This window comes from Stenotrophomonas maltophilia group sp. Smal13 (assembly GCF_030236855.1).
Classification (GTDB): Bacteria; Pseudomonadota; Gammaproteobacteria; order Xanthomonadales; family Xanthomonadaceae; genus Stenotrophomonas; species Stenotrophomonas maltophilia_A.
The window spans coordinates 106,404-127,266 of record NZ_JASJSQ010000002.1 but is presented as its reverse complement, the minus strand read 5'-3'; the positions used below and the strand labels follow the sequence as shown (position 1 = coordinate 127,266).

Sequence of the window (20,863 nt, the reverse complement as noted above, 5' to 3'; positions counted from 1 at the left end):
TGCCTCGGGCGGGTTGGGCAGGACGCCCAACCCCGGTCTTGCCGTGTGCGCAGGAATGCGCACGCGAGCAAGCGGCTGCCAAGCTTACAGGGACGTACTTGCAGCGTCCCCGCACTCCGACACCGCCCCGCCATCCTACGGAAAGCCCGCTGTTGCTGTTGCTGCTGAGGTTGCCGGCCAGCGGCCGGCACTACCGCGGGTGCAGGGCGCAGCCCTGCCGACACCCTTATCGGCGGCGGCGCTTGCGGTCCACGTACAGGGTTCTGACGATGCTCAGCACGATGCCGACACCGATACCCACCACGCAGCCCAGCAGCAGATTGTCGGCCCCCAGGCCCACACCCACGCCGACCACGGTGGCGATGACCATTTCGGCGGTGTGGGAAATCGGTTCGGGCTTCGGGGCGGACATGCGGGCTCCAGCGTCAGATCAGTTCTTCGGGATGGGCCAGTGGCCCGGAAACGACGAAGCCGGGTTGCCCCGGCCTCGTCTGGTGTCACGTGCAGCGGGCCGTCAGTGCGATTCGGCCGGGCCTGCGATCGGCGGCAGCGGACGGGCGTCGCCGCCCTTGTCGTTGCCACCATCCTTGTTCGACTTGTTCCAACCGGCCGGCGGCGGCGGATCGCGGCCTTCCATGATGGCGTCGATCTGCGGCGCGTCGATGGTCTCGTACTGCAGCAGCAGCTGGGACATCGCGTGCAGCTTGTCCAGGTTGGCCGTCATCAGCTCGGTGGTGCGTGCGTAAGCCTCGTCGAGGATGTTGCGCACTTCCTCATCGATGCGGCGCGCGGTGTCGTTGGACACGCTCTTGTGCTGGGTGACCGAACGGCCCAGGAACACCTCGTCGTCCTCTTCGCCATAGGCGATCGGGCCGAGCTGGTCGGACAGGCCCCACTTGGTGACCATGTTGCGGGCCATCTTGGTGGCGCGTTCGATGTCGTTGGAGGCGCCGGTGGTGACCTTGTCGGCACCGAAGATCAGCTCTTCGGCCACGCGGCCACCGTACAGCGAGCACAGCTGCGACTTGATCGCCACGCGGTTCATCGAGTACTTGTCGCCTTCCGGCAGGTACATGGTCACACCCAGCGCGCGGCCGCGCGGAATGATGGTGACCTTGTAGACCGGGTCATGCTCGGGCACCAGACGGCCGACGATGGCGTGGCCGGCTTCGTGGTAGGCGGTGAGGGTCTTCTCCTCCTCGCTCATGGCCATCGAGCGGCGCTCGGCACCCATCAGGATCTTGTCGCGGGCACGGTCGAAGTGGTCCATGCGGACCTCCTTCTCGTTGCCACGCGCGGCGAACAGGGCAGCCTCGTTGCAGAGGTTGGCCAGGTCGGCGCCGGAGAAGCCCGGGGTACCACGCGCGATCACCATCGGCTCGACGTCGTCGGCCAGCGGCAGCTTGCGCATGTGCACCTTCAGGATGTGCTCGCGACCCTTCACGTCCGGCAGGCCGACCACGACCTGGCGATCGAAACGGCCCGGGCGCAGCAGCGCCGGATCCAGCACGTCCGGACGGTTGGTCGCAGCGATCACGATCACGCCTTCGCCACCTTCAAAACCGTCCATCTCGACCAGCAGCTGGTTCAGTGTCTGCTCGCGCTCGTCATGACCGCCGCCCAGGCCGGCGCCACGGTGACGACCGACGGCGTCGATTTCGTCGATGAAGATGATGCAGGGGGCGTGCTTCTTGGCCTGCTCGAACATGTCGCGCACGCGGCTGGCGCCGACGCCGACGAACATTTCCACGAAGTCCGAACCGGAGATCGAGAAGAACGGCACCTTGGCTTCGCCCGCGATGGCCTTGGCCAGCAGCGTCTTGCCGGTACCCGGCGGGCCGACCATCAGCACGCCGCGCGGAATCTTGCCGCCCAGCTTGGTGAACTTGGAGGGGTCGCGCAGGAAGTCGACCAGCTCGCCCACTTCTTCCTTGGCCTCGTCACAGCCAGCGACGTCGGCGAAGGTGACCTTGATCTGGTCTTCGCCCTGCAGCTTGGCGCGCGACTTGCCGAAGGACATCGCGCCCTTGGCACCGCCGCCACCGCCCTGCATCTGGCGCATGATGAACAACCAGAAGCCGATGATCAGGATGACCGGCAGGAAATTCATCAGGATCGCGCCGAGGGAAATGCCGCTGGACGGCTCCTCCTGCACGATCTCCACGTTCTTGGTACGCAGCACGTTGATCAGGTCACGATCGAACGGTGCGGTGATGGTGGACGACTGCCCACCGCGGGTGGTGTAGGTCAGCTGGCTGGTGCCGCCGCGCATGTCGCCACCAAAGGCGACCTTCTGCACGTTGCCGCTGTCCACCTGGTCCAGGAACTGCGAGTACGACGCGCCCTGCGCGCCGGCCCCGGAGGACTTCGGCGAGAAGCTCTGGAAGACCACCATCAGCACGACGGCGACGACCACCCATAGCAGGAGGTTCTTGGTCAAGTCGTTCATCCTCATTGGCTCCGGTGTTCCTCTCAGTGCTGGCGTTGCGTTGGGGTCGAACTTGCGTACGTTGCGAGCTTACTTCATGTGGGCGCGTTTTCCCTGACCCAAGGCATACACCTCGGGAGAGCGCTTGCGCGAGGCTTCCGGCTTGCGGATGGAGACCTTGTCGTACCGGCGGCGCATGTCGCGCACGTAGTCGTCAAAGCCCTCGCCCTGGAACAGCTTGATCAGGAATGCCCCACCGGTCTTCAGGTGGTTGTCGGCAAAATCCAGGGCCAGCTCCGCCAGGTGCATCATCCGCGGCTGGTCGACCGCGCCTACACCACTCTTATTGGGGGCCATGTCCGACAGCACAAGGTCTACCGGCTGATCCCCGAGCATGGCTTCAAACTGCGATAGAACGGCTTCTTCCCTGAAGTCACCATGAAGGAACTCCACGCCGGCCAGCGGCGGCATGTCCAGGATATCCAGTGCCAGCACGCGGCCGGTATCGCCGATCTGTCTCCGAACCTGCTGAGACCAGCCGCCCGGGGCCGCGCCGAGGTCGACCACCACCATGTGCGGCTTCAGCAACCGGTCACGTTCCAGCAGCTCTTCGAGCTTGTAGGCCGCGCGCGAGCGCATGCCTTCGGCCTGGGCCTTCTTCACGAAGGGGTCGGAGAAGTGTTCCTTGAGCCAGCGCTGGCTGCTTTTGCTGCGGGTAGCCATTGAAAATAGGGGCTGATGGGGTCCTCATGATACCCTGATCGCCCCATTCAACCGTGTTTTCCTGCATGTCCATCGCCCTGACCGCTTCCCAGACCCGTTTCCTGCGCGGCCAAGCCCACGACCTGAAGGCCCTGCTGCAGACCGGCGGCAAGGGCGTGACCCCGGCCTTCATCGCTGAGCTGAACGAAGTGCTGGAGCGCCACGAGCTGGTCAAGGTGAAGGTCGCTGCCGAAGACCGCGACGCCCGTGACGTGATGATCGGCGAGATCGTCGAAGCCACCGAGAGCGCGTTGGTACAGCGCATCGGCCACGTCGCCGTGCTGTACCGCCCGAGCAAGGAACAGCGCCAGATCGTGCTGCCGCGCGGCTGATCGCCTTACTGCCATGCAGCTGAACCACGAACCGCCCGATTACGCCTACAGCCTGCGCGCCGCCGATGGCCGCTCGGCCAAGGTGAATGACCAGGTGCTGGGCAGCAGTTTCTTCCTGACCCCGGACCAGCTGGTCACGCAATGGCCGGTAGTGAGCGCCACCGCGCTGCAGCTGGCTGACCTGGAGCCGATCCTGGCGCTGAACCCGGCGCTGATCGTGCTCGGCACGGGTGACCGCCAGCTATTCCCGCCGGCAGTGGTAATGGCTGCCTGCCTGTCACGCGGCATCGGCCTGGAAGTGATGAACAATCCGGCCGCCGCGCGCACCTTCAACATCCTGGCGGGCGAAGGCCGCAAGGTCGCGGCCGCTTTCATTCTGGAAGGCTGAGTCGAGGCGTCGGGCGCGCCCCGGCGCTAGCCGCCAGAAGCGGTGCAGCGGAAGGCCGAGAACTGCTTCAGCCGCCCGATCAGGTTGCCGCTCTGGCCCCAGCGGATGTCCATGACCTTCCAGTCCTGGCCCTGCCTTTGCAGCAGGACACGGTCGGTCCAGCGATAGTCGCCTATCGCCATTTCGACGGGTACCCAACTGCCATCGCCGCTCGTCGCGGGCAGCCCCACCTTTACCGTTTCCGGCCGATCCGGCGCCATGAGATACGGGCTCTGGTCCAGCATGTGCGGCTTCTCGTCATGCGCGGCCAGCACCGCACAGGTCCGCTCGTAAGCGCGCTGCGCATCGATGGCTGAGCGCAGCGCATCGCCCAGCAACGGCGGAATGGTCGCTTCGTCCGAAGCCGGCGCCTGGACGGCCGCGTAAAGACGGGTGACCACGTCGCGCGGATCGCTGGCTGCGGAGGCCAGCGGCGCGACGATGAGCAACGCGAGAGTGGAAGCAAGACGGAGCATGGGGCACCGGATCGACTGGGACCGCTCAAGAATGCCGGGTATCCCGTCCGCCGTGAAGGTGATCCTGCGACACACAAGATCGCAAATGACCACTCTGCGGTACCCGGGTCGAGCATGGCTCGACTCTACAGGCCAGGAACGCCGGGCATGGCCCGGCGCTATCGCATCTGACGATCAGCGTGCCGGCAGGTACTGCTGCGGGTCGACCGGCTTGCCGTTGTAGCGAATCTCGAAGTGGACCATGTCGCGGTTCGCACCGGTACGGCCCATTTCGGCGATCTGCTCACCGGCCTTCACGCTCTGCCCTTCATTCACCAGGCGCTTGCGGTTGTGGCCATAGGCCGACAGCCACTGGTCGCTGTGCTTGATGATGATCAGCTCGCCGTAGCCGACCAGGCCGGCGCCGGAATACACCACCACGCCATTGGCGGTGGCCTTGACCGCCTGGCCGCTGGTGCCGGCGATGTCGACGCCCTGCTTGGTCGCATCACCAGCCACGTAGCGGCCAACGATGGCGCCATCAGCCGGCCAGCGCCAGGCGATGTTGCTCTTCACCGGACCGACCGGCGCCGGGGCCGGCGTGGTGCTGCCGCCACTGCTGCCACCGGAACGCGGCGGGGTGACCACCGTGGTGGGCGCGCGGCCGCCGCTGGCACCGGCCGGATACAGCCGGATCACCTGCCCCGGGTAGATCGTCGAGGGGTTGTCCAGGCTGTTCCAGGCAATCAGGTCGGCCGGGGTGATGTCATGGATGCGGGCCAGCGCATAGATGGTGTCGCCCTTGCGCACCACCACGGTCTGCCCCGGCTTGGGTACCGAGGTCTTCGGCGTGGTCACACCGCCACCGGTGCTGCCACCACCAGGACGAACCACGGTGGCGGTGCCGCAGGCGGCCAGGGTGGAAACCAGCAACGCCAGCGCGCCGATGCGCACTCCCTTGCTCAGACGATCAGGACTCATGCGAACTTCGACCTCCATACAAGCCAGGCGATCAGCACCACCACCAGCGCGGTGGCGATCCAGCCCAGCGGTTCAATCCAGCGACGCAGTGCCGCTTCAGCACGCGCACCACCGATACGGATGACCGCAGCCAGCACGAACACGCGCTTGCCACGACCGATCAGCATGCTCAACAGGTACTGCGGCATCGGTACACCGACGATACCCGATGCCCACGTGAAGACCTTCATCGGGATGGGCATGAATCCGCCCAGCACCAGGAAGGTGAACACTGCCCACGGCGACTCGGCCATCTTCGCCTGCACGGTGGTGATGCCCTGCTCGATGGCCGGCAGCATGCCCAGCGCCTCGAACAGCGGCTTGATCGCCTCGAAGGCGTAATGACCCAGCGCGTAGCCAACCAGTGCGCCGACCATCGAGCCGGCCAGGCTCAGGATGGCGAACCACCAACCGCGCTTGGGCTGGGCCACGCACATCGGCGCCAGCATCACCTCCGGCATCACCGGGAAGATGATCGCCTCGAAGAAGCTCAACACCGTCAGGTAGGTCGGCGCGCGTTCGTGCGCCGCCCACTTCATCGCCCGCTCGTACAGCGGCCCGAAAATCTTCATGCAACCCTGCTCCGTGGATTAGTCGAGCATGCCAGACAGCAGCGGCACGAACGTGACCGGCGCCAGCACGTGTTGTTCGATGCTGCCGTCGGCCTTGCGGTCCAGCTGTACCAGCGACTGCGCCCCGGGGCCACCGACCGGCGCCACCAGGCGGCCGCCCTCGGCCAGTTGCTCGATCAGGGCGTCGACCAGTGCCGGCGCCGCCGCAGTGACCACGATGGCATCGAACGGACCGTGCTCGGCCCAGCCGACGCGACCGTCGTCATGCTTGGTGCGGATGTTCATTCCCAGCGCACGGAAGCGCTTGCGGGCCTGTCGCAGCAGATCGCCGATGCGCTCCACGGTGTAGACCTCCAGGCCCAGCGCACCGAGGATGGCGGCCTGGTAACCGGAACCGGTGCCGACTTCCAGCACCCGCTTCGGCGCGACCTGGAGCACCGCCTCGGTCATCCGCGCGACCACCCAGGGCTGCGAGATGGTCTGGCCGTGGCCGATCGGCAGCGCAGTGTCTTCATACGCGCGCGAGGCCAGTGCCTCGTCGATGAACAGATGGCGCGGCACCACCCGGATCGCATTCAAGGTCGGCTCGTCGACGATACCGGCTTCGCGCAGGCGGTCGACCAGGCGGTCACGCACACGCTGCGAGGTCATGCCGATACCGACGGCTTCCGGTTGCAGGCGCAGGCGTGGACTCATGCCGGCTGGTCCAGCGCGGCACTGAGGCCGCCGACCCAGCTGGCCACTTTCTCCAGTGCCTGGTAGCGGGTCAGGTCGACCTGGATCGGGGTGATCGAGATATGCCCGGTGCGCACCGCATGGAAGTCGGTACCGGGGCCGGAGTCCTGCTCACGGCCGGCCGGGCCGATCCAGTACACCTCGTTGCCGCGCGGGTCTTTCTGCGCGATGCAGCCTTCGGCGCGGTGGCGGTTGCCGAGGCGGGTCACCTCGAAGCCCTTGACCTCGCTCCACGGCAGATCAGGCACGTTGACGTTGAGGATGGTGTCAGCCGGCAACGGATCGGCCTTGAGCCGGGCAACGATCTCCACCGCAGCGCGCGCGGCGGTCTCGAAATGTTTCGGATCGTGGTTGCGGGAAACCAGCGAGACCGCCACCGCCGGCAGCCCGAGGAAGCGACCTTCCATCGCCGCCGAGACGGTGCCGGAGTAGATCACGTCATCGCCGAGGTTGGCGGCATTGTTGATGCCGGACACGACAATGTCCGGTTCGAACTCGAGCAGCCCGGTCAGCGCCAGGTGCACGCAGTCGGTTGGAGTGCCGGCCACCGAGACGGTGTAATGGTCGATGCGCTTGAGGCGGATCGGCAGGTCCAGGGTCAGCGAATTGCTGGCGCCGGAGCGATCACGGTCGGGCGCGACCACCGTGACTTCGTGTCCGGCCTCGCGCAGCACCGAAGCAAGCATCCGGATGCCTGCGGCGTCGACGCCATCGTCGTTACTGACCAGGATTCGCATCTTCGATTTAACCGCTTGATTTTCCAAGAATTCGATTCCGTCACCGTGCAGTGTGGGCGGGACCGCCGTACTCCCCTGCGGAAGCCGTCGACCCTGCAAGGGCATCGTCTATTGTGCCGCATGCGAGCCGCCGGTCCTACCCTGTCGGCGGTCATGACCGACATCGAACCGTCATAGGCAGAGCTGCGCCGGCGGTTTACCCTGTGCGCATGTCGCACCCTGAAGACGAAGATCCGGCCGCATTGTTCCGTGCGGCCATCGGCGAAGTGACGCCGCTGCGCAAGGATGCCGAGCCGGCGCCTGCCGCGCCCCGGCCGAAGCCGCGCGCGCGCATGGCCGAACGTGACGAGGCCGAAGCCGCCGGCGAATTCGCCCGGCTGCTGCGCGACAGCACGCCGCTGGAAGCCGGCGACGTGGCCAGCTATCGCCGCGACAACCTGCCACCACGTTTGTTCCAGCGCCTCAAGCGTGGCCAGTACTCGGTGCAGGACGAGCTGGACCTGCACGGCGCCACTGCGTCGCAGGCGGAGGCGCTGCTGCGCCAGTTCCTGCTGGAGGCGCATGCACACGACTATGGCTGCGTGCGCATCATCCACGGCAAGGGCCTGCAGTCCGATGGCGGTGCACCGGTGCTGAAGAATCTGGTCGATCGCCTGCTGCGGCTGCGCAACGACGTACTGGCGTTCCATTCGGCGCCGACCGGACAAGGCGGCACCGGCGCGGTGCTGGTGCTGCTGGCCCGTAGATGAAAAAGGGGACGGAGGGAATTAAGTCGTTTGTGCCACAAACGACTTAATTCCCTCCGTCCCCTTTTTCTGTCAGGCCTGCGAGGCGTCTTCGACGGGGCCGAGTTCGTGCAGTACGGCGGTGGCGTAGCAGCCTGGCGGCAGCGCGAATGACAGCTCCAGCACGTCGTCGGCCAGCCACTGGTGCTGCAGCAGCGCCGGGCGCAGGCGCAATGCGCGGCGCTCCTGCTTCAGCCGTGCGTCTTCCAGGCCGGCCCGCAGTGCCTTTGACTCCTCGTCGTCCAGCGCGGCCAGCTCCAGCTCACGTGCCGCGTCGGCGCTGCGCAGCTCGCCTTCGCCCCACAGCGGTGCGCTGGGATGGATGTCGAAACGCGCCAGTCGCTCGGCCAGCACGTCGGTGTACGGCTCGGGTCCGAACACGCTGCGGCTGCCATCGAGCATCCACACTTCGCCATCGAGCGGCTGATCCCAGTTGCCCTGCTCCACGCGCGCGGCCAGCACGCGGTTGAACAGCGCCGAACGGGCTGCAGAGAGCAGCAGCGAACGCTGGTCCTTGCGCATGCGGCGGCCACCGAACATCGCCAGTGCGGCCGGTACGTTGCCACCGTCGCGGCCAAAGCGCTGTTCGCCGAACCAGTTCGGCAGGCCGCGCTCGGCAATCTGCTGCAGGCGCTCGCTGATCGCCGTGGCATCACCCTGCACCTCGCGCAGCACCAGCTTGAAGCGGTTGCCGGCCAGTGCGCCACGCTGCAGCTTGCGGTTGTGCCAGGTGGCTTCGAGCACTTCGATCTCGTCGCTGGCCAGCTCGGCCAGGTCCGGCGCGACGCGCTTGGGCAGGTGCACGCTGAAACGCTGGGTGGTGACCGCGTGGCGGTCTTTCATCCCGGCATAGCTCACCGCCATTTCCGGCAGGCCCGCCCACTTGGCCAGCAGCTTGGCCACATGCACGGTGTTGGCTCCACGCTTGCGGATATGCAGCAGCAGGTGCTCGCCTTCACCGGTCGCCTCGAAGGCCGGCAGTTCGTCAACCTGGAAATCGTCCGGCGTGGTGCGGATGCGCGCCGTCAGCAACGGCGCACCAAACGCCAACGGCAGCGGGATCATGCCGCCACCAGCAGTACCACCGCCTGTGCGGCGATGCCTTCGCCACGACCAGTGAAGCCCAGCTTCTCAGACGTGGTGGCCTTGACGCTGACTGCATCCAGCGGCAACTGCAGCAACCCACCGATGCGCTCACGCATCGCCAGCGCATGCGGGCCGACCTTCGGACGCTCGCAGATCACGGTGATGTCGGTGTTGCCGACGCGCCAGCCACGCTCGCGCAGCAGGCTGTCGCAATGGCGAACGAAATCACTGCTGTCGGCGCCCTTCCAGCGGTCGTCGCTCGGCGGAAAATGCTGGCCGATATCGCCCAGCGCCAGCGCGCCGAGCATCGCATCGCACAGGGCGTGCAGGATCACGTCGCCATCGCTGTGCGCGAGCACGCCGCAGCTGTGCGGCACGTTCACGCCGCCGAGCATGATGTGATCGCCTTCACCGAAGGCATGGACGTCGTAGCCCTGGCCGATGCGGACGGGCGGGAACGGTGCGGTGCTCATGGATGCAACCCTTGCAACAGGGCCGCGCGGACGGTCAGCCGGCGCGGCGGGAAAGTACGAATTCGAACCGGTCCAGATCGGCCGGGGTGGTGACCTTGAAGTTGTCCTCGCTGCCTTCCACCAGCAGCGGGCGCTGACCCTGGCGTTCCATGGCCATGGCCTCGTCGGTGACGTCAACACCGGCGGCCGCTGCGTCGGACAGCGCGCGGCTGAGCTGGTGGCGGCGGAACAGCTGCGGCGTCAGTGCGCGCCACAGGCGCTCGCGTGGCTCGGTGCCATCGATGCCGCCGTCGTCGCCAGCGCGCTTGAGGGTGTCGCGCACCGGCGCAGCCAGGATCGCCCCGACCGGGTCGGCACGACCGACTTCAAGCAGACGACCGAGATCGGCCAGCGACAGGTTCGGCCGTGCAGCATCGTGAACCAGCACGAATTCATCGGCACGCACGGTGTCCGGCAGCGCCTGCAACCCGGCCAGCACCGAGGCGGCACGGGTCGCGCCGCCGATGCAGGTCAGCACCGGCTTGCCCGACCACTCATTCCAGCCCGGCCAATCGGCATCGTCCTGGCCGATCACCACCATCGCTCCGGCCACGGCGGGGTGCGCCAGCAGCGCGTCCAGCGTGTGGGCGAGCAGGATCTGCCCGCCCGCCTGCAGGTACTGCTTGGGCAGCGGTGCACCGAAGCGGGTGCCACGGCCGGCCGCAGGAACAACGACCCAGATCGCCGCGCTCATGGCACGTCTGCCGGGTGTTCGCCCGCCTGGGCAGTGACGCCGGCAGCAGGCTGCGCCGGGTGGACCGGCGCATCCTCGACCACACGGTAGAACTTCTCGCCAGGCTTGATCATGCCCAGCTCGCTGCGCGCGCGTTCCTCGATGGCGGACTGGCCTTCCTTGAGGTCCTTCACTTCGGCAGCGAGCGCGTCGTTGCGCTGCTGCAGACCCTCATTGTCCCGCTCCTGGTTGGCGACCTGGGCTTCGAGCATCATCACTTCACCCGAGTTGCCCGGACCGAACCAGAAGCGGTACTGCAGCCAGCCCAGCAGCAGGGCCAGCACCAGCAGCATCCAGCGCCAGTCGCGCATCGGCTCAGCGCTTCAGCGAAACGAACGCGTCACGACCGGCGTAACGCGCGCCGGCGCCGAGGGCTTCCTCGATGCGCAGCAGCTGGTTGTACTTGGCCACGCGATCGCTGCGGCACAGCGAGCCGGTCTTGATCTGGGTGGCGGTGGTGGCCACCGAGATATCGGCAATGGTGGTGTCTTCGGTTTCGCCCGAACGGTGCGAGACGACGGCGGCATAGCCGGCGCGGTCGGCCATCGCGATCGCTTCCAGGGTTTCGCTGAGCGTGCCGATCTGGTTGACCTTGATCAGGATCGCGTTGGCGGTGCCCGAGTCGATGCCTTCCTGGAAGATCTTCGGGTTGGTCACGAACAGGTCGTCGCCAACCAGCTGCACCTTCTTGCCGATGCGGTCGGTCAGCAGCTTCCAGCCGGCCCAGTCGTTCTCGGCCAGGCCATCTTCAATCGTGATGATCGGGTACTGCGCGGCCCAGTCGGCGAGGAAGTCGACGAACTGCTCGGAGGTCAGGCGCTTGTTCTCGCCGACCAGGTTGTACTTGCCGTTTTCGAAGAATTCGCTGGAGGCGACGTCCAGGCCCAGCAGCACGTCTTCACCGGCGGTATAGCCAGCCTTGCCGATCGCTTCGAGGATGGTGTCGAGCGCCTCGACGTTGCTGCGGAAGTCCGGTGCGAAGCCGCCTTCGTCGCCGACCGCCGTGCTCAGGCCGTGGCCCTTCAGCACCGACTTCAGCGAATGGAAGATCTCGGTGCCCGCGCGCAGCGCTTCGGAGAACGAGGTGAAGCCGACCGGCAGCACCATGAACTCCTGGAAGTCGACGTTGTTGTCGGCGTGCGCGCCGCCGTTGATGATGTTCATCATCGGCACCGGCAGCGACGGGGTCACGCCGGTCTTGGCAGCCAGGTACTGCCACAGCGCCTGCTTGTTCGATGCAGCGGCGGCGTGCGCGGCGGCCATCGAAACACCCAGCAGCGCGTTGGCGCCCAGGCGGCCCTTGTTCTCGGTGCCGTCAAGGTCGATCAGGCGACGGTCGAGGCCAGCCTGGTCGGTGGCTTCGAAGCCCTTCAGCGCATTGGCGATGGTGGTGTTGACGTTGTCGACAGCCTTGCGCACGCCCTTGCCCAGGTAACGGGTCTTGTCGCCGTCACGCAGCTCGACCGCTTCCTTGGTGCCGGTCGAGGCGCCGGAGGGAACCGCGGCACGTCCGAACGAACCGTCCTCCAGGATGACTTCGGCTTCCAGCGTGGGGTTGCCACGGCTGTCGAGGATTTCACGGGCGTGGATGCTGCGGATCGTACTCATGGTCGGGCCGGTTACCTGTATGGAGAGGGGGCGACAAAACGAATGCCGCGTGATTATCCCCGGCTGCCCGCCACTTGCCAAATGGCGTGGGCGGCTTCAGCCCCAACTGGACCCGATCACGATCAGGATCATCGACACCAGCATCACCAGCAATGCACCGGCAATCGCTGCCAGGATGGGGCCACGCCGCCGTCGCCAGGCCAGCACCATCGCCACCGGGCTGCCCAGGAAGGACAGCACCATCGTGACCAGCGCGCCCAGCAGCCACCACTGCGTGGCCTGCACGCCGTTGTTTCCATCCCCCGGCGGCCGGAAACCGGACGTGAAGGCCAGCACGCCCACCACCAGGGCGATCCAGGTCAACACGGACAGCCCCAGGGCGATCAGGCCCCAGGGCCAGCCACGCGCCGATGTGGTCGTATTCATCAGAGCAATCCGTAGAACAGGGCGCCCAGCCACAGCGAGAGCAGGATGATCGCCAGGCCAGCCGTGACCTTGCCGCGATTCAGCCGCCAGGCCAGCACCGCGGCAGCAACGCATCCCACCGCACCGAGCAGCTCCGCCACCAGCAGCGCAATGAAGTACGCCCGCAGATCGAGCGCACTGCTGCCATCACCGGGGGGCCGCACCGACGCAGCGCCGATCAGTACCAGCCCGAACATGCCCACGGTGAACAGCACGGCCAGACCCAGTGCGATCACGCCCCAGGGCCACTGTTTCCAGTGCCGGCGGTGACGCTGGGTTTCCAGCGCCAGCCACGGGTCACGACTCACGCGAAGCGCGAAAAGCCGTGCTTCTTGGTCACCGCATCGAGTTCCATCAGGGTCTCGAGCAGCGCTTCCATCTGGTCCAGCGGCCATGCATTGGGGCCATCGGACAGCGCCTTGGACGGGTCCGGATGGGTTTCGGCGAACAGGCCGGAGATGCCCACCGCCACGGCGGCGCGGGCCAGCACCGGCACGTGCTCACGCTGGCCACCGGAACTGGTGCCCTGCCCACCCGGCAGCTGCACCGAATGGGTGGCGTCGAACACCACCGGGCAACCGGTATCGCGCATCACCGCCAGCGAACGCATGTCACTGACCAGGTTGTTGTAGCCGAAGCTGGCACCGCGTTCGCAGACCATGATCTGCTCGTTGCCGGTGGCCTTGGCCTTTTCCACGACCGGCTTCATGTCCCACGGCGCCAGGAACTGGCCCTTCTTGATGTTGACCGGCTTGCCGGCCGAGCACACCTTGCGGATGAAGTCGGTCTGGCGGACCAGGAACGCCGGGGTCTGCAGCACGTCCACCACCGAGGCCACTTCGTCCATCGGGGTGTATTCGTGGACGTCGGTCAGCACCGGCACGCCGATCTGCTTCTTGACCTCGGCCAGGACCTTCAGGCCCTCTTCCATGCCCGGGCCGCGGAATGCGGTGCCCGAAGTGCGGTTGGCCTTGTCGAAGCTGGACTTGAAGATGAAGTTGACGCCGAGCTTGTCGGTGACTTCCTTCAACTTGCCGGCGGTATCGAGCTGCAGCTGCATCGACTCGATCACGCAGGGGCCGGCGATCAGGAACAGGGGCTGGTCCAGCCCGACCTCGAATCCACACAGTTTCATGGCGTTTCCTTGTTGTCCGCGGCACCGGCCGGGCCGGTGCGCTGGGGGTTGAAGCGTGCAAGATGGGGGCCGGCGGCCCCCATCACAAGTCAGGCGCGGGCTTCCTGCAGCAGCTTGCCGCCGGCCTTGCGTTCACGTGCGGCACGGATGAAACCGATGAACAGCGGGTGGCCGTCACGCGGCGTGGACAGGAATTCCGGGTGCGCCTGGCAGGCCAGGAACCACGGGTGCGCATCGCGCGGCAGCTCCACCACTTCCACCAGGGTGTCGTCCATCGACTTGCCGGCGATCACCAGGCCCGCATCTTCCAGCTGGGTGCGGTAGCGGTTGTTGAACTCGTAGCGGTGGCGGTGGCGCTCGGCAACCACGTCCTTGCCGTACAGCTCACGGGCCAGCGTGCCCGGCTTCAGGCGCTGTTCCTGCAGGCCCAGGCGCATGGTGCCACCGAGGTCGCTCTTGTCATCACGCTTTTCGACGTCGCCGGTTGCCGTGCGCCATTCGGTGATCAGGCCGATCACCGGGTTCGGCGACTGGCGGTCGTTCTCGGTGCTGTTGGCACCTTCCAGGCCGACCACGTTGCGGGCGTAATCGACGACGGCCGCCTGCATGCCGTAGCAGATGCCGAAGTACGGCACGTGCTGCTCGCGGGCGAACTTCGAGGTCAGCACCTTGCCTTCGAAACCACGGTCACCGAAGCCGCCCGGCACCAGGATGCCGTCGACATCGGCCAGTGCGGCCATGTCGGTGCCTTCCAGGTCCTGTGCTTCCAGCCACTTCAGGTTGACCTTGGTGCGCTGGCGCAGGCCGCCGTGCTTGAGCGCTTCGCCGACCGACTTGTAGGCATCCTGGTGATCGACGTACTTGCCGACCACGGCGATGGTCACTTCGTCCAGCGGATGCAGGGTCGCATCGACCGCGTCTTCCCACATCGACAGATCGACCGGACCGACCTTGTCGGCCAGCTTCAGCTGGTTGACGACGATCTCGTCCAGGCCCTGCGCATGCAGGCCTGACGGAATGCGGTACAGGACGTCCACGTCCGGCACGCTGATCACCGCGCGCTCGGAAACGTTGGTGAACTGGGCGATCTTGCGGCGCTCCGAATCCGGCACGGCCTGTTCCGAACGGCACAGCAGCACGTCCGGCTGGATGCCGATCGAGCGCAGTTCCTTCACCGAGTGCTGGGTCGGCTTGGTCTTCAGCTCACCGGCGGCGCCGATGTACGGCACCAGGGTGAGGTGCATGAACAGTGCCTTCTCCGGGCCACGCTCGGTGCGCACCTGGCGGATCGCCTCCAGGAACGGCAGCGACTCGATGTCGCCGACAGTACCGCCGATCTCCACCAGCGCCACGTCGTAGCCTTCGGTGGCTTCGTCGATGCAGCGGCGGATCTCGTCGGTGATGTGCGGAATGACCTGCACGGTCGCGCCCAGGTAATCGCCGCGGCGTTCCTTGCGGATCACGTTCTCGTAGATACGACCGGTGGTGACCGAGTTCTTGCGGCTCAGGCGGGTGCGCACGAAGCGCTCGTAGTGGCCCAGGTCGAGGTCGGTCTCGGCGCCGTCGTCGGTGACGTAGACCTCACCGTGCTGGAACGGGCTCATGGTGCCCGGGTCGACGTTGATGTACGGGTCGAGCTTCATCATCGTGACCTTCAGGCCACGGGCTTCGAGAATGGCGGCCAGCGACGCGGCGGCAATGCCTTTGCCGAGCGAGGACACCACGCCGCCGGTTACGAAAATCAAGGGAGTCATGGCTGCAAGCATCCTGTCTGGAAATGGAAAACGGCAGCACCACGCGCGCCCGGAGGGCAGGCATGGTGCTCAGAGGGGGTTTTCCGGTTCGCTGTGGCAGCGAGGGAGGTACGGATCCGTGCGACGGCAGGCGCCGGACGGGGACCACCGTGCGAGGTCGGGGCGACCGTGCCGGTCAAATCGACCGTCACCTGCGACCCGCCATGCTGGAAGCCACGCTTGGCCGCTCCAGCCCATTCGCAAATGGTGGACACGCACTTACTCCCGGAAAGCCATAGTTTACAGATTGATGGCCGCCAACCCAAGAGGCAGATGGCACGCCACTAAAAAGAAACGCCCCGCAAAGCGGGGCGTTCCGGAGCGCAACCCTTGTCGCAAGGGCGCCTGGCAGGGGGCGGGATCAGCGCTTCTTGCGCGCTTCCTCTTCCTCTTCCTGCTGCGGGGCCGGCTGGCCCTGCGCCTTCATTTCGGCATTGGCCTGGGCCCGACGCTTGGCCTTGGCATCGGCTTCGGCCTGCGCCTTGTCGGCCTGGTCACCCTGCTGCGGGGCCGGCTGGCCGGCGTTCTGCGCCACCACCAGCGGCACTGCAACGGCGGCAGCGGCCAGGATCGCAATGGTCAGCAACTTCTTCATGAGGTCCTCCTCGCGGTATGGCTTGGATGTTTCGACCCAACGGGGGTCGCCGGTGTTCAGATTCCAGCAGCTGCCATTTTACCCCCTCTGCGTCGCCGAGACTGAACCGCAGGCGTGCAAAATCCCGTGCCAGACCCCACACTTGCCCGTCGCTCCAAGCTTTCGAAGACAGATGAACGCCCGTTATAACGCCGCCGATATTGAAGTCCTGTCCGGCCTTGACCCGGTCAAGCGCCGTCCCGGCATGTATACCGACACCGCGCGCCCGAACCACCTGGCGCAGGAAGTGATCGACAACTCGGTGGACGAGGCCCTTGCCGGCCACGCCCGCTCGATCGAGATCACCCTGTACAAGGACGGCAGCGTGGAGGTCAGCGATGACGGCCGCGGCATGCCGGTGGACATCCACCCGGAAGAGAAGATCCCGGGCGTCGAGCTCATCCTCACCCGCCTGCATGCCGGCGGCAAGTTCAGCAACAACAACTACACCTTCTCCGGCGGCCTGCACGGCGTCGGCGTCAGCGTGGTCAATGCGCTGTCGACCCTGGTGGAAGTGCACATCAAGCGCGAAGGCGCCGAACACCGCATCACCTTCCGCAACGGCGACCGCGCCACCCCGCTGGAAGTGGTCGGCAGCGTCGGCAAGAAGAACACCGGTACCCGCGTGCGCTTCTGGCCGGACCCGAAGTACTTCGACACGCCCAAGTTCGCGGTGCGCGCGCTCAAGCACCTGCTGCGCGCCAAGGCCGTGCTGTGCCCCGGCCTGACCGTGAAGCTGACCGACGAAGCCACCGGTGAAGTTGATACCTGGTACTACGAAGACGGCCTGCGCGATTACCTGAAGCTGGAGCTGGGCGATCGCGAGATGCTGCCGGCCGAGCTGTTCGTCGGCAACCTGAAGAAAGACACCGAGATCGTGGACTGGGCCGTGGCCTGGCTGCCGGAAGGCGAGCTGGTGCAGGAAAGCTACGTCAACCTGATCCCCACTGCCCAGCACGGCACCCACGTCAACGGCCTGCGCACCGGCCTGACCGAGGCGCTGCGCGAGTTCTGCGACTTCCGCAACCTGCTGCCGCGTGGCGTCAAGCTGGCCCCGGAAGACGTGTGGGACCGCGTGTCGTTCGTGCTGTCGCTGAAGATGACCGACCCGCAGTTCAGCGGCCAGACCAAGGAACGCCTGTCCTCGCGCCAGGCCGCCGGCTTCATCGAAGGCGCCGCCCACGATGCGTTCAGCCTGCTGCTGAACCAGAACGTGGAGCTGGGCGAGAAGATCGCGCAGATCGCCATCGAGCGCGCCAGCGCGCGCCTGAAGACCGAAAAGCTGGTCGTCCGCAAGAAAGTCACCCAGGGCCCGGCCCTGCCCGGCAAGCTGGCCGACTGCATCAGCCAGGACCTGTCACGCACCGAGCTGTTCCTGGTGGAGGGTGACTCGGCAGGCGGCAGCGCCAAGCAGGCGCGTGACAAGGACTTCCAGGCGATCCTGCCGCTGCGCGGCAAGATCCTCAACACCTGGGAAGTGTCCTCCAACAGCGTGCTGGCGTCGGAAGAAGTGCACAACCTGGCCGTGGCCATCGGCTGCGACCCCGGCAAGGACGACATTGCTGGCCTGCGCTACGGCAAGGTCATCATCCTGGCCGATGCGGACTCGGACGGCCTGCACATCGCCACCCTGCTCACCGCGCTGTTCCTCAAGCACTTCCCGGCGCTGGTCGATGCCGGCCACGTGTTCGTGGCGATGCCACCGCTGTTCCGCATCGATGTGGGCAAGCAGGTGTTCTATGCCCTGGACGAAGAAGAGAAGCGCTCGATGCTGGACAAGATCGAACGCGAGAAGATCAAGGGCGCGATCAACGTCACCCGCTTCAAGGGCCTGGGCGAGATGAATCCGCCACAGCTGCGTGAATCGACCATCCACCCCGACACCCGCCGCCTGGTGCAGCTGACCGTGGACGACGGCGAGCAGACCCGTTCGCTGATGGACATGCTGCTGGCCAAGAAGCGCGCCTCCGACCGCAAGGGCTGGCTGGAGAGCAAGGGCGATCTGGCTTCGCTGGAAGTCTGACCCGACGCGGGGCCGGATCCGTTTCCTGCAGGGAAACGGCTCCGGCCCCATCGCCCGGTAATGCCGGTTCATGTGCCCTTGGCATTACGCCCCCATCGGCAAACCCGGCGGCGCCATAATGCGCGTCCATCTGTGTGGACCATCGTATTGGCCAGCCACTCGCTGCTGTTCCCGGGCCTGCCGCTGCACAGCGCGCGCCTGGTCCTGAGCCCGATCCGCCGCGACGATGCGGCCGCCCTGTTCGCGATCCAGTCCGATCCGGACGTGATGCGGTTCTGGAACCACCCGGCGTGGACACGACAGGCCGAAGCGCGCGCGCAGATCGACGATGACCTGGCGGCACAGGCCACCGGCACCCAGCTCAAGCTGGCCGTGCGCGAAACACTGGATGGCCCGTTGCTGGGCATCTGCGTGGTGTTCGCCCTGGATCGCGATGCCGCTCGTGCCGAGATCGGCTACCTGCTGGCCCCCGACAGGCAAGGCCAGGGCTACATGCACGAAGCGCTGCAGCATCTGCTGGACTACCTGTTCCAGACTCTGCGCCTGCATCGCGTGGAAGCCGAAGTCGACCCGCGCAACCGGCCCTCGGCACACGTGCTTGAACGGCTGGGCTTCCACCTGGAGGGCGTGCTGCGGCAGCGCTGGCGCATCCAGGGCGAACTGTCCGATTCGGCGGTATACGGCCTGCTGGCCGACGACGAACTGCGCACCACCCTGCCCGCTTGACCCAATCTGGCCACTGGCGGCCTCGACGCGCGGCCATGCCTTTGGACACATACGACATGCCCTCCACCGGCCTAGCATCGGAACCCCCTTCCGCTGCCGATCCGGTGCCATGAAGTCCCTGCTGCACACTGCCGCGCTCTGCGTCGGCCTGCTCATCGCCCCAGCCAGCGTGCTGGCCGCGCCCGACGCCGAGGCCAAGCCCGATCCGAAAGACGACAAGACCGAAGCGCCCGCGCTGCCCGCCGATGCGTCAGCCCGCCAGAGCATGCGCCTGGCCGGCCGCACCCTGGACTACACCGCCACCGTCGGCACCCTGCCGGTGCGCGATGCCAAGGGCAAGGTGATCGCCGATGTGGTGTTCACCGCCTATACGATGCCGGGCAAGGACCGGCCGGTGACCTTCGCGCTCAATGGCGGCCCGGGTGCATCTTCGGTCTACCTCAACATGGGCGCGATCGGGCCCAAGGTGGTCACCTTTGGTTCGGAGGGTGACAGCGCATCGGCGCCGGCCACCCTGCACGACAACCCCGGCACCTGGCTGGACTTCACCGACCTGGTGTTCATCGACCCGGTCGGCACTGGCTTCAGCCGTGCACGCATCGGCGATGACGAAGCGAAGAAGCAGATGTACAACCCCAGCGCCGACATCGAATACCTGTCGCGCTCGATCTACGACTGGCTGCTGCGCAACCAGCGCATGGGTGCACGCAAGTACCTGACCGGCGAGAGCTACGGCGGCTACCGCGGCCCGCGCATCACCCACTTCCTGCAGACCCGCCTGGGCGTGGCGATGAACGGCCTGGTGCTGGTGTCGCCGTACCTGAGCCCGACCCTGGAAGACAACGCCGATGTCTCGCCGATGGCGTGGATGCAGACGCTGCCGTCGATCGCTGCAGCGCACCTGGAGCGCCAGGGCAAACTGACCGATGCGGCGATGCGCGACGTGGTGGAATACACCCGCGGCGACTACGCCACTGCGCTGATGAAGGGCCGCAGCGATCCGCAGGCGACCGAGGCGATGCTGCGCCGGGTGACCGAGCTGACCGGGCTGGACCCGCAGTTCGTGCGCCGCGCCGGTGGCCGACTGGAGACGCAGGCCTATCTGCGTGAGGTGTTCCGCGACAAGGGCACGCTGGGCAGCCGCTACGACTCCAACGTGACCGCGTTCGATCCGTTCCCGAATGATCCGGAACAGCGCGCCAACGATCCGCTGCTGGACAGCATCATCGCGCCGACCACCACGGCGATGGTCGACTTCGTGACGCGGGTGGTTGGCTGGAAGGTGGATGCACGCTACCAGGCGCTGAACTACGACGTGAACCGGCTGTGGGACCGCAACGGCGAGCTGCGCCAGGGCGCGGTGACCCAGCTGCGGCAGGCGGTGGCGATCGATCCGCATCTGCAGGTACTGATCGTGCATGGCTGGAATGATCTGTCGTGCCCGTTCATGGGGTCGATCCTGACGGTGGACCAGATGCCGGCGATGGGCAGCAATCCGGACCGGGTGCAGGTGCGCAGTTATCCGGGCGGGCACATGTTCTACAGCCGGGCGGACAGCCAGGCGGCGTTCCGCAGGGATGTGCAGGCGTTGTTCCAGCGCAACTGAGGGTGGTGGTGGTGGCCGGGCCTGCGGCCCGGCACCCGCTGGGGATCAACTGCCACTGCAACAGCAAGAGCTGGCATTCCGTGGGTTGGCGGGGTGGGATGGGCAGGCGGGGGACGGCAAAAACTGCTCCTGCGTGCCTCGTAGAGCGCCATCCATGGCGCTCTGCGCCCCCGCCTGCCCATCCCACCCCGCCTTCGACAGTTTCCGTGCGCTGTTGGTGGGTGCCGACCGTTGGTCGGCACGAGGGCGGATCCCTGTTTCTGCTCTGGTAGGTGTCGACCTTGGTCGA

Annotated in this window: 24 protein-coding genes; 6 read left to right on the top strand and 18 right to left on the bottom strand. The window is 66.5% G+C overall.

Going from position 1 to position 20,863, the window contains the following annotated elements; genetic code table 11:
- Positions 1–226: 226 nt before the first annotated feature.
- The 3 genes from QRO95_RS01920 to rlmE form a co-directional block, all read right to left on the bottom strand.
- Positions 227–412, bottom strand: a complete 186-nt coding sequence (locus QRO95_RS01920) for a hypothetical protein (protein ID WP_121503759.1) — start codon at positions 410–412, stop codon at positions 227–229.
- 102 nt (positions 413–514) lie between these two features.
- Entirely contained in the window at positions 515–2,449 is a 1,935-nt protein-coding gene (ftsH, locus tag QRO95_RS01915) for an ATP-dependent zinc metalloprotease FtsH (RefSeq protein WP_010485966.1), read from the bottom strand.
- Between the two features lie 69 nt (positions 2,450–2,518).
- Positions 2,519–3,151 carry a 23S rRNA (uridine(2552)-2'-O)-methyltransferase RlmE gene (gene rlmE, locus QRO95_RS01910; RefSeq protein WP_005409014.1) on the bottom strand — a complete coding sequence of 211 codons (633 nt, stop codon included), beginning with the start codon at positions 3,149–3,151 and terminating at the stop codon, positions 2,519–2,521.
- Between the two features lie 65 nt (positions 3,152–3,216).
- Between rlmE and yhbY the strand changes: the two genes are divergently transcribed.
- Complete coding sequence (gene yhbY, locus QRO95_RS01905; RefSeq protein ID WP_004152868.1) at positions 3,217–3,522, top strand: ribosome assembly RNA-binding protein YhbY; 306 nt, start codon at positions 3,217–3,219, stop codon at positions 3,520–3,522.
- 13 nt (positions 3,523–3,535) lie between these two features.
- Positions 3,536–3,910 (top strand): Mth938-like domain-containing protein, encoded by a 375-nt coding sequence (locus QRO95_RS01900; protein ID WP_197614991.1) that lies wholly within the window; start codon positions 3,536–3,538, stop codon positions 3,908–3,910.
- A 26-nt stretch (positions 3,911–3,936) separates the two neighbouring features.
- On the opposite strand, the gene QRO95_RS01895 is transcribed toward QRO95_RS01900, so the two are convergent.
- The 5 genes from QRO95_RS01895 to surE form a co-directional block, all read right to left on the bottom strand.
- Complete coding sequence (locus QRO95_RS01895; RefSeq protein WP_285301541.1) at positions 3,937–4,425, bottom strand: hypothetical protein; 489 nt, start codon at positions 4,423–4,425, stop codon at positions 3,937–3,939.
- 174 nt (positions 4,426–4,599) lie between these two features.
- Positions 4,600–5,385, bottom strand: coding sequence for a peptidoglycan DD-metalloendopeptidase family protein (locus QRO95_RS01890; protein WP_032130122.1), 786 nt, complete (start codon positions 5,383–5,385; stop codon positions 4,600–4,602).
- Positions 5,382–5,996, bottom strand: a complete 615-nt coding sequence (locus tag QRO95_RS01885; RefSeq protein ID WP_285301540.1) for a YqaA family protein — start codon at positions 5,994–5,996, stop codon at positions 5,382–5,384. The genes QRO95_RS01890 and QRO95_RS01885 overlap by 4 nt, the downstream gene beginning before the upstream one ends.
- Before the next feature lie 18 nt (positions 5,997–6,014).
- Positions 6,015–6,692, bottom strand: coding sequence for a protein-L-isoaspartate(D-aspartate) O-methyltransferase (locus QRO95_RS01880; RefSeq protein WP_010485977.1), 678 nt, complete (start codon positions 6,690–6,692; stop codon positions 6,015–6,017).
- A complete protein-coding gene (gene surE / locus QRO95_RS01875; RefSeq protein ID WP_049462715.1) occupies positions 6,689–7,468 on the bottom strand; it encodes a 5'/3'-nucleotidase SurE in 780 nt (259 codons plus the stop codon). The genes QRO95_RS01880 and surE overlap by 4 nt, the downstream gene beginning before the upstream one ends.
- Before the next feature lie 209 nt (positions 7,469–7,677).
- Between surE and QRO95_RS01870 the strand changes: the two genes are divergently transcribed.
- Positions 7,678–8,217, top strand: a complete 540-nt coding sequence (locus QRO95_RS01870; protein WP_032130120.1) for a Smr/MutS family protein — start codon at positions 7,678–7,680, stop codon at positions 8,215–8,217.
- A 69-nt stretch (positions 8,218–8,286) separates the two neighbouring features.
- On the opposite strand, the gene truD is transcribed toward QRO95_RS01870, so the two are convergent.
- The 10 genes from truD to QRO95_RS01820 all read right to left on the bottom strand — a co-directional run bounded on the left by truD (position 8,287) and on the right by QRO95_RS01820 (position 16,180).
- Positions 8,287–9,318, bottom strand: coding sequence for a tRNA pseudouridine(13) synthase TruD (truD, locus tag QRO95_RS01865; RefSeq protein ID WP_285301539.1), 1,032 nt, complete (start codon positions 9,316–9,318; stop codon positions 8,287–8,289).
- A complete protein-coding gene (gene ispF, locus QRO95_RS01860) occupies positions 9,315–9,812 on the bottom strand; it encodes a 2-C-methyl-D-erythritol 2,4-cyclodiphosphate synthase (protein WP_005409005.1) in 498 nt (165 codons plus the stop codon). Before ispF ends, truD begins: the two co-directional genes overlap by 4 nt.
- Before the next feature lie 34 nt (positions 9,813–9,846).
- Positions 9,847–10,545 carry a 2-C-methyl-D-erythritol 4-phosphate cytidylyltransferase gene (gene ispD / locus QRO95_RS01855; protein ID WP_049400377.1) on the bottom strand — a complete coding sequence of 233 codons (699 nt, stop codon included), beginning with the start codon at positions 10,543–10,545 and terminating at the stop codon, positions 9,847–9,849.
- Positions 10,542–10,895, bottom strand: coding sequence for a cell division protein FtsB (gene ftsB, locus QRO95_RS01850; RefSeq protein WP_032130117.1), 354 nt, complete (start codon positions 10,893–10,895; stop codon positions 10,542–10,544). Before ftsB ends, ispD begins: the two co-directional genes overlap by 4 nt.
- A gap of 4 nt (positions 10,896–10,899) precedes the next feature.
- Positions 10,900–12,192: a phosphopyruvate hydratase gene (eno, locus tag QRO95_RS01845; protein ID WP_032130116.1), complete on the bottom strand. Its 1,293-nt coding sequence runs from the start codon at positions 12,190–12,192 to the stop codon at positions 10,900–10,902.
- A 96-nt stretch (positions 12,193–12,288) separates the two neighbouring features.
- Positions 12,289–12,618, bottom strand: a complete 330-nt coding sequence (locus tag QRO95_RS01840) for a hypothetical protein (protein ID WP_049400376.1) — start codon at positions 12,616–12,618, stop codon at positions 12,289–12,291.
- Positions 12,618–12,965, bottom strand: a complete 348-nt coding sequence (locus QRO95_RS01835; protein WP_032130114.1) for a hypothetical protein — start codon at positions 12,963–12,965, stop codon at positions 12,618–12,620. The genes QRO95_RS01840 and QRO95_RS01835 overlap by 1 nt, the downstream gene beginning before the upstream one ends.
- On the bottom strand, positions 12,962–13,792 hold the full coding sequence (gene kdsA / locus QRO95_RS01830) for a 3-deoxy-8-phosphooctulonate synthase (protein ID WP_014036736.1): 831 nt from the start codon (positions 13,790–13,792) through the stop codon (positions 12,962–12,964). Before kdsA ends, QRO95_RS01835 begins: the two co-directional genes overlap by 4 nt.
- An 89-nt stretch (positions 13,793–13,881) precedes the next feature.
- Complete coding sequence (locus QRO95_RS01825) at positions 13,882–15,546, bottom strand: CTP synthase (RefSeq protein ID WP_032130113.1); 1,665 nt, start codon at positions 15,544–15,546, stop codon at positions 13,882–13,884.
- Between the two features lie 400 nt (positions 15,547–15,946).
- A complete protein-coding gene (locus QRO95_RS01820; protein WP_005416022.1) occupies positions 15,947–16,180 on the bottom strand; it encodes a hypothetical protein in 234 nt (77 codons plus the stop codon).
- A 172-nt stretch (positions 16,181–16,352) separates the two neighbouring features.
- Between QRO95_RS01820 and parE the strand changes: the two genes are divergently transcribed.
- The 3 genes from parE (at position 16,353) to QRO95_RS01805 (ending at position 20,574) form a co-directional block, all read left to right on the top strand.
- Positions 16,353–18,242 carry a DNA topoisomerase IV subunit B gene (gene parE / locus QRO95_RS01815; RefSeq protein WP_019338185.1) on the top strand — a complete coding sequence of 630 codons (1,890 nt, stop codon included), beginning with the start codon at positions 16,353–16,355 and terminating at the stop codon, positions 18,240–18,242.
- Between the two features lie 147 nt (positions 18,243–18,389).
- Complete coding sequence (locus QRO95_RS01810; protein WP_285301538.1) at positions 18,390–18,968, top strand: GNAT family N-acetyltransferase; 579 nt, start codon at positions 18,390–18,392, stop codon at positions 18,966–18,968.
- Between the two features lie 109 nt (positions 18,969–19,077).
- Entirely contained in the window at positions 19,078–20,574 is a 1,497-nt protein-coding gene (locus QRO95_RS01805) for a S10 family peptidase (RefSeq protein WP_285301537.1), read from the top strand.
- Positions 20,575–20,863 lie beyond the last annotated feature (289 nt).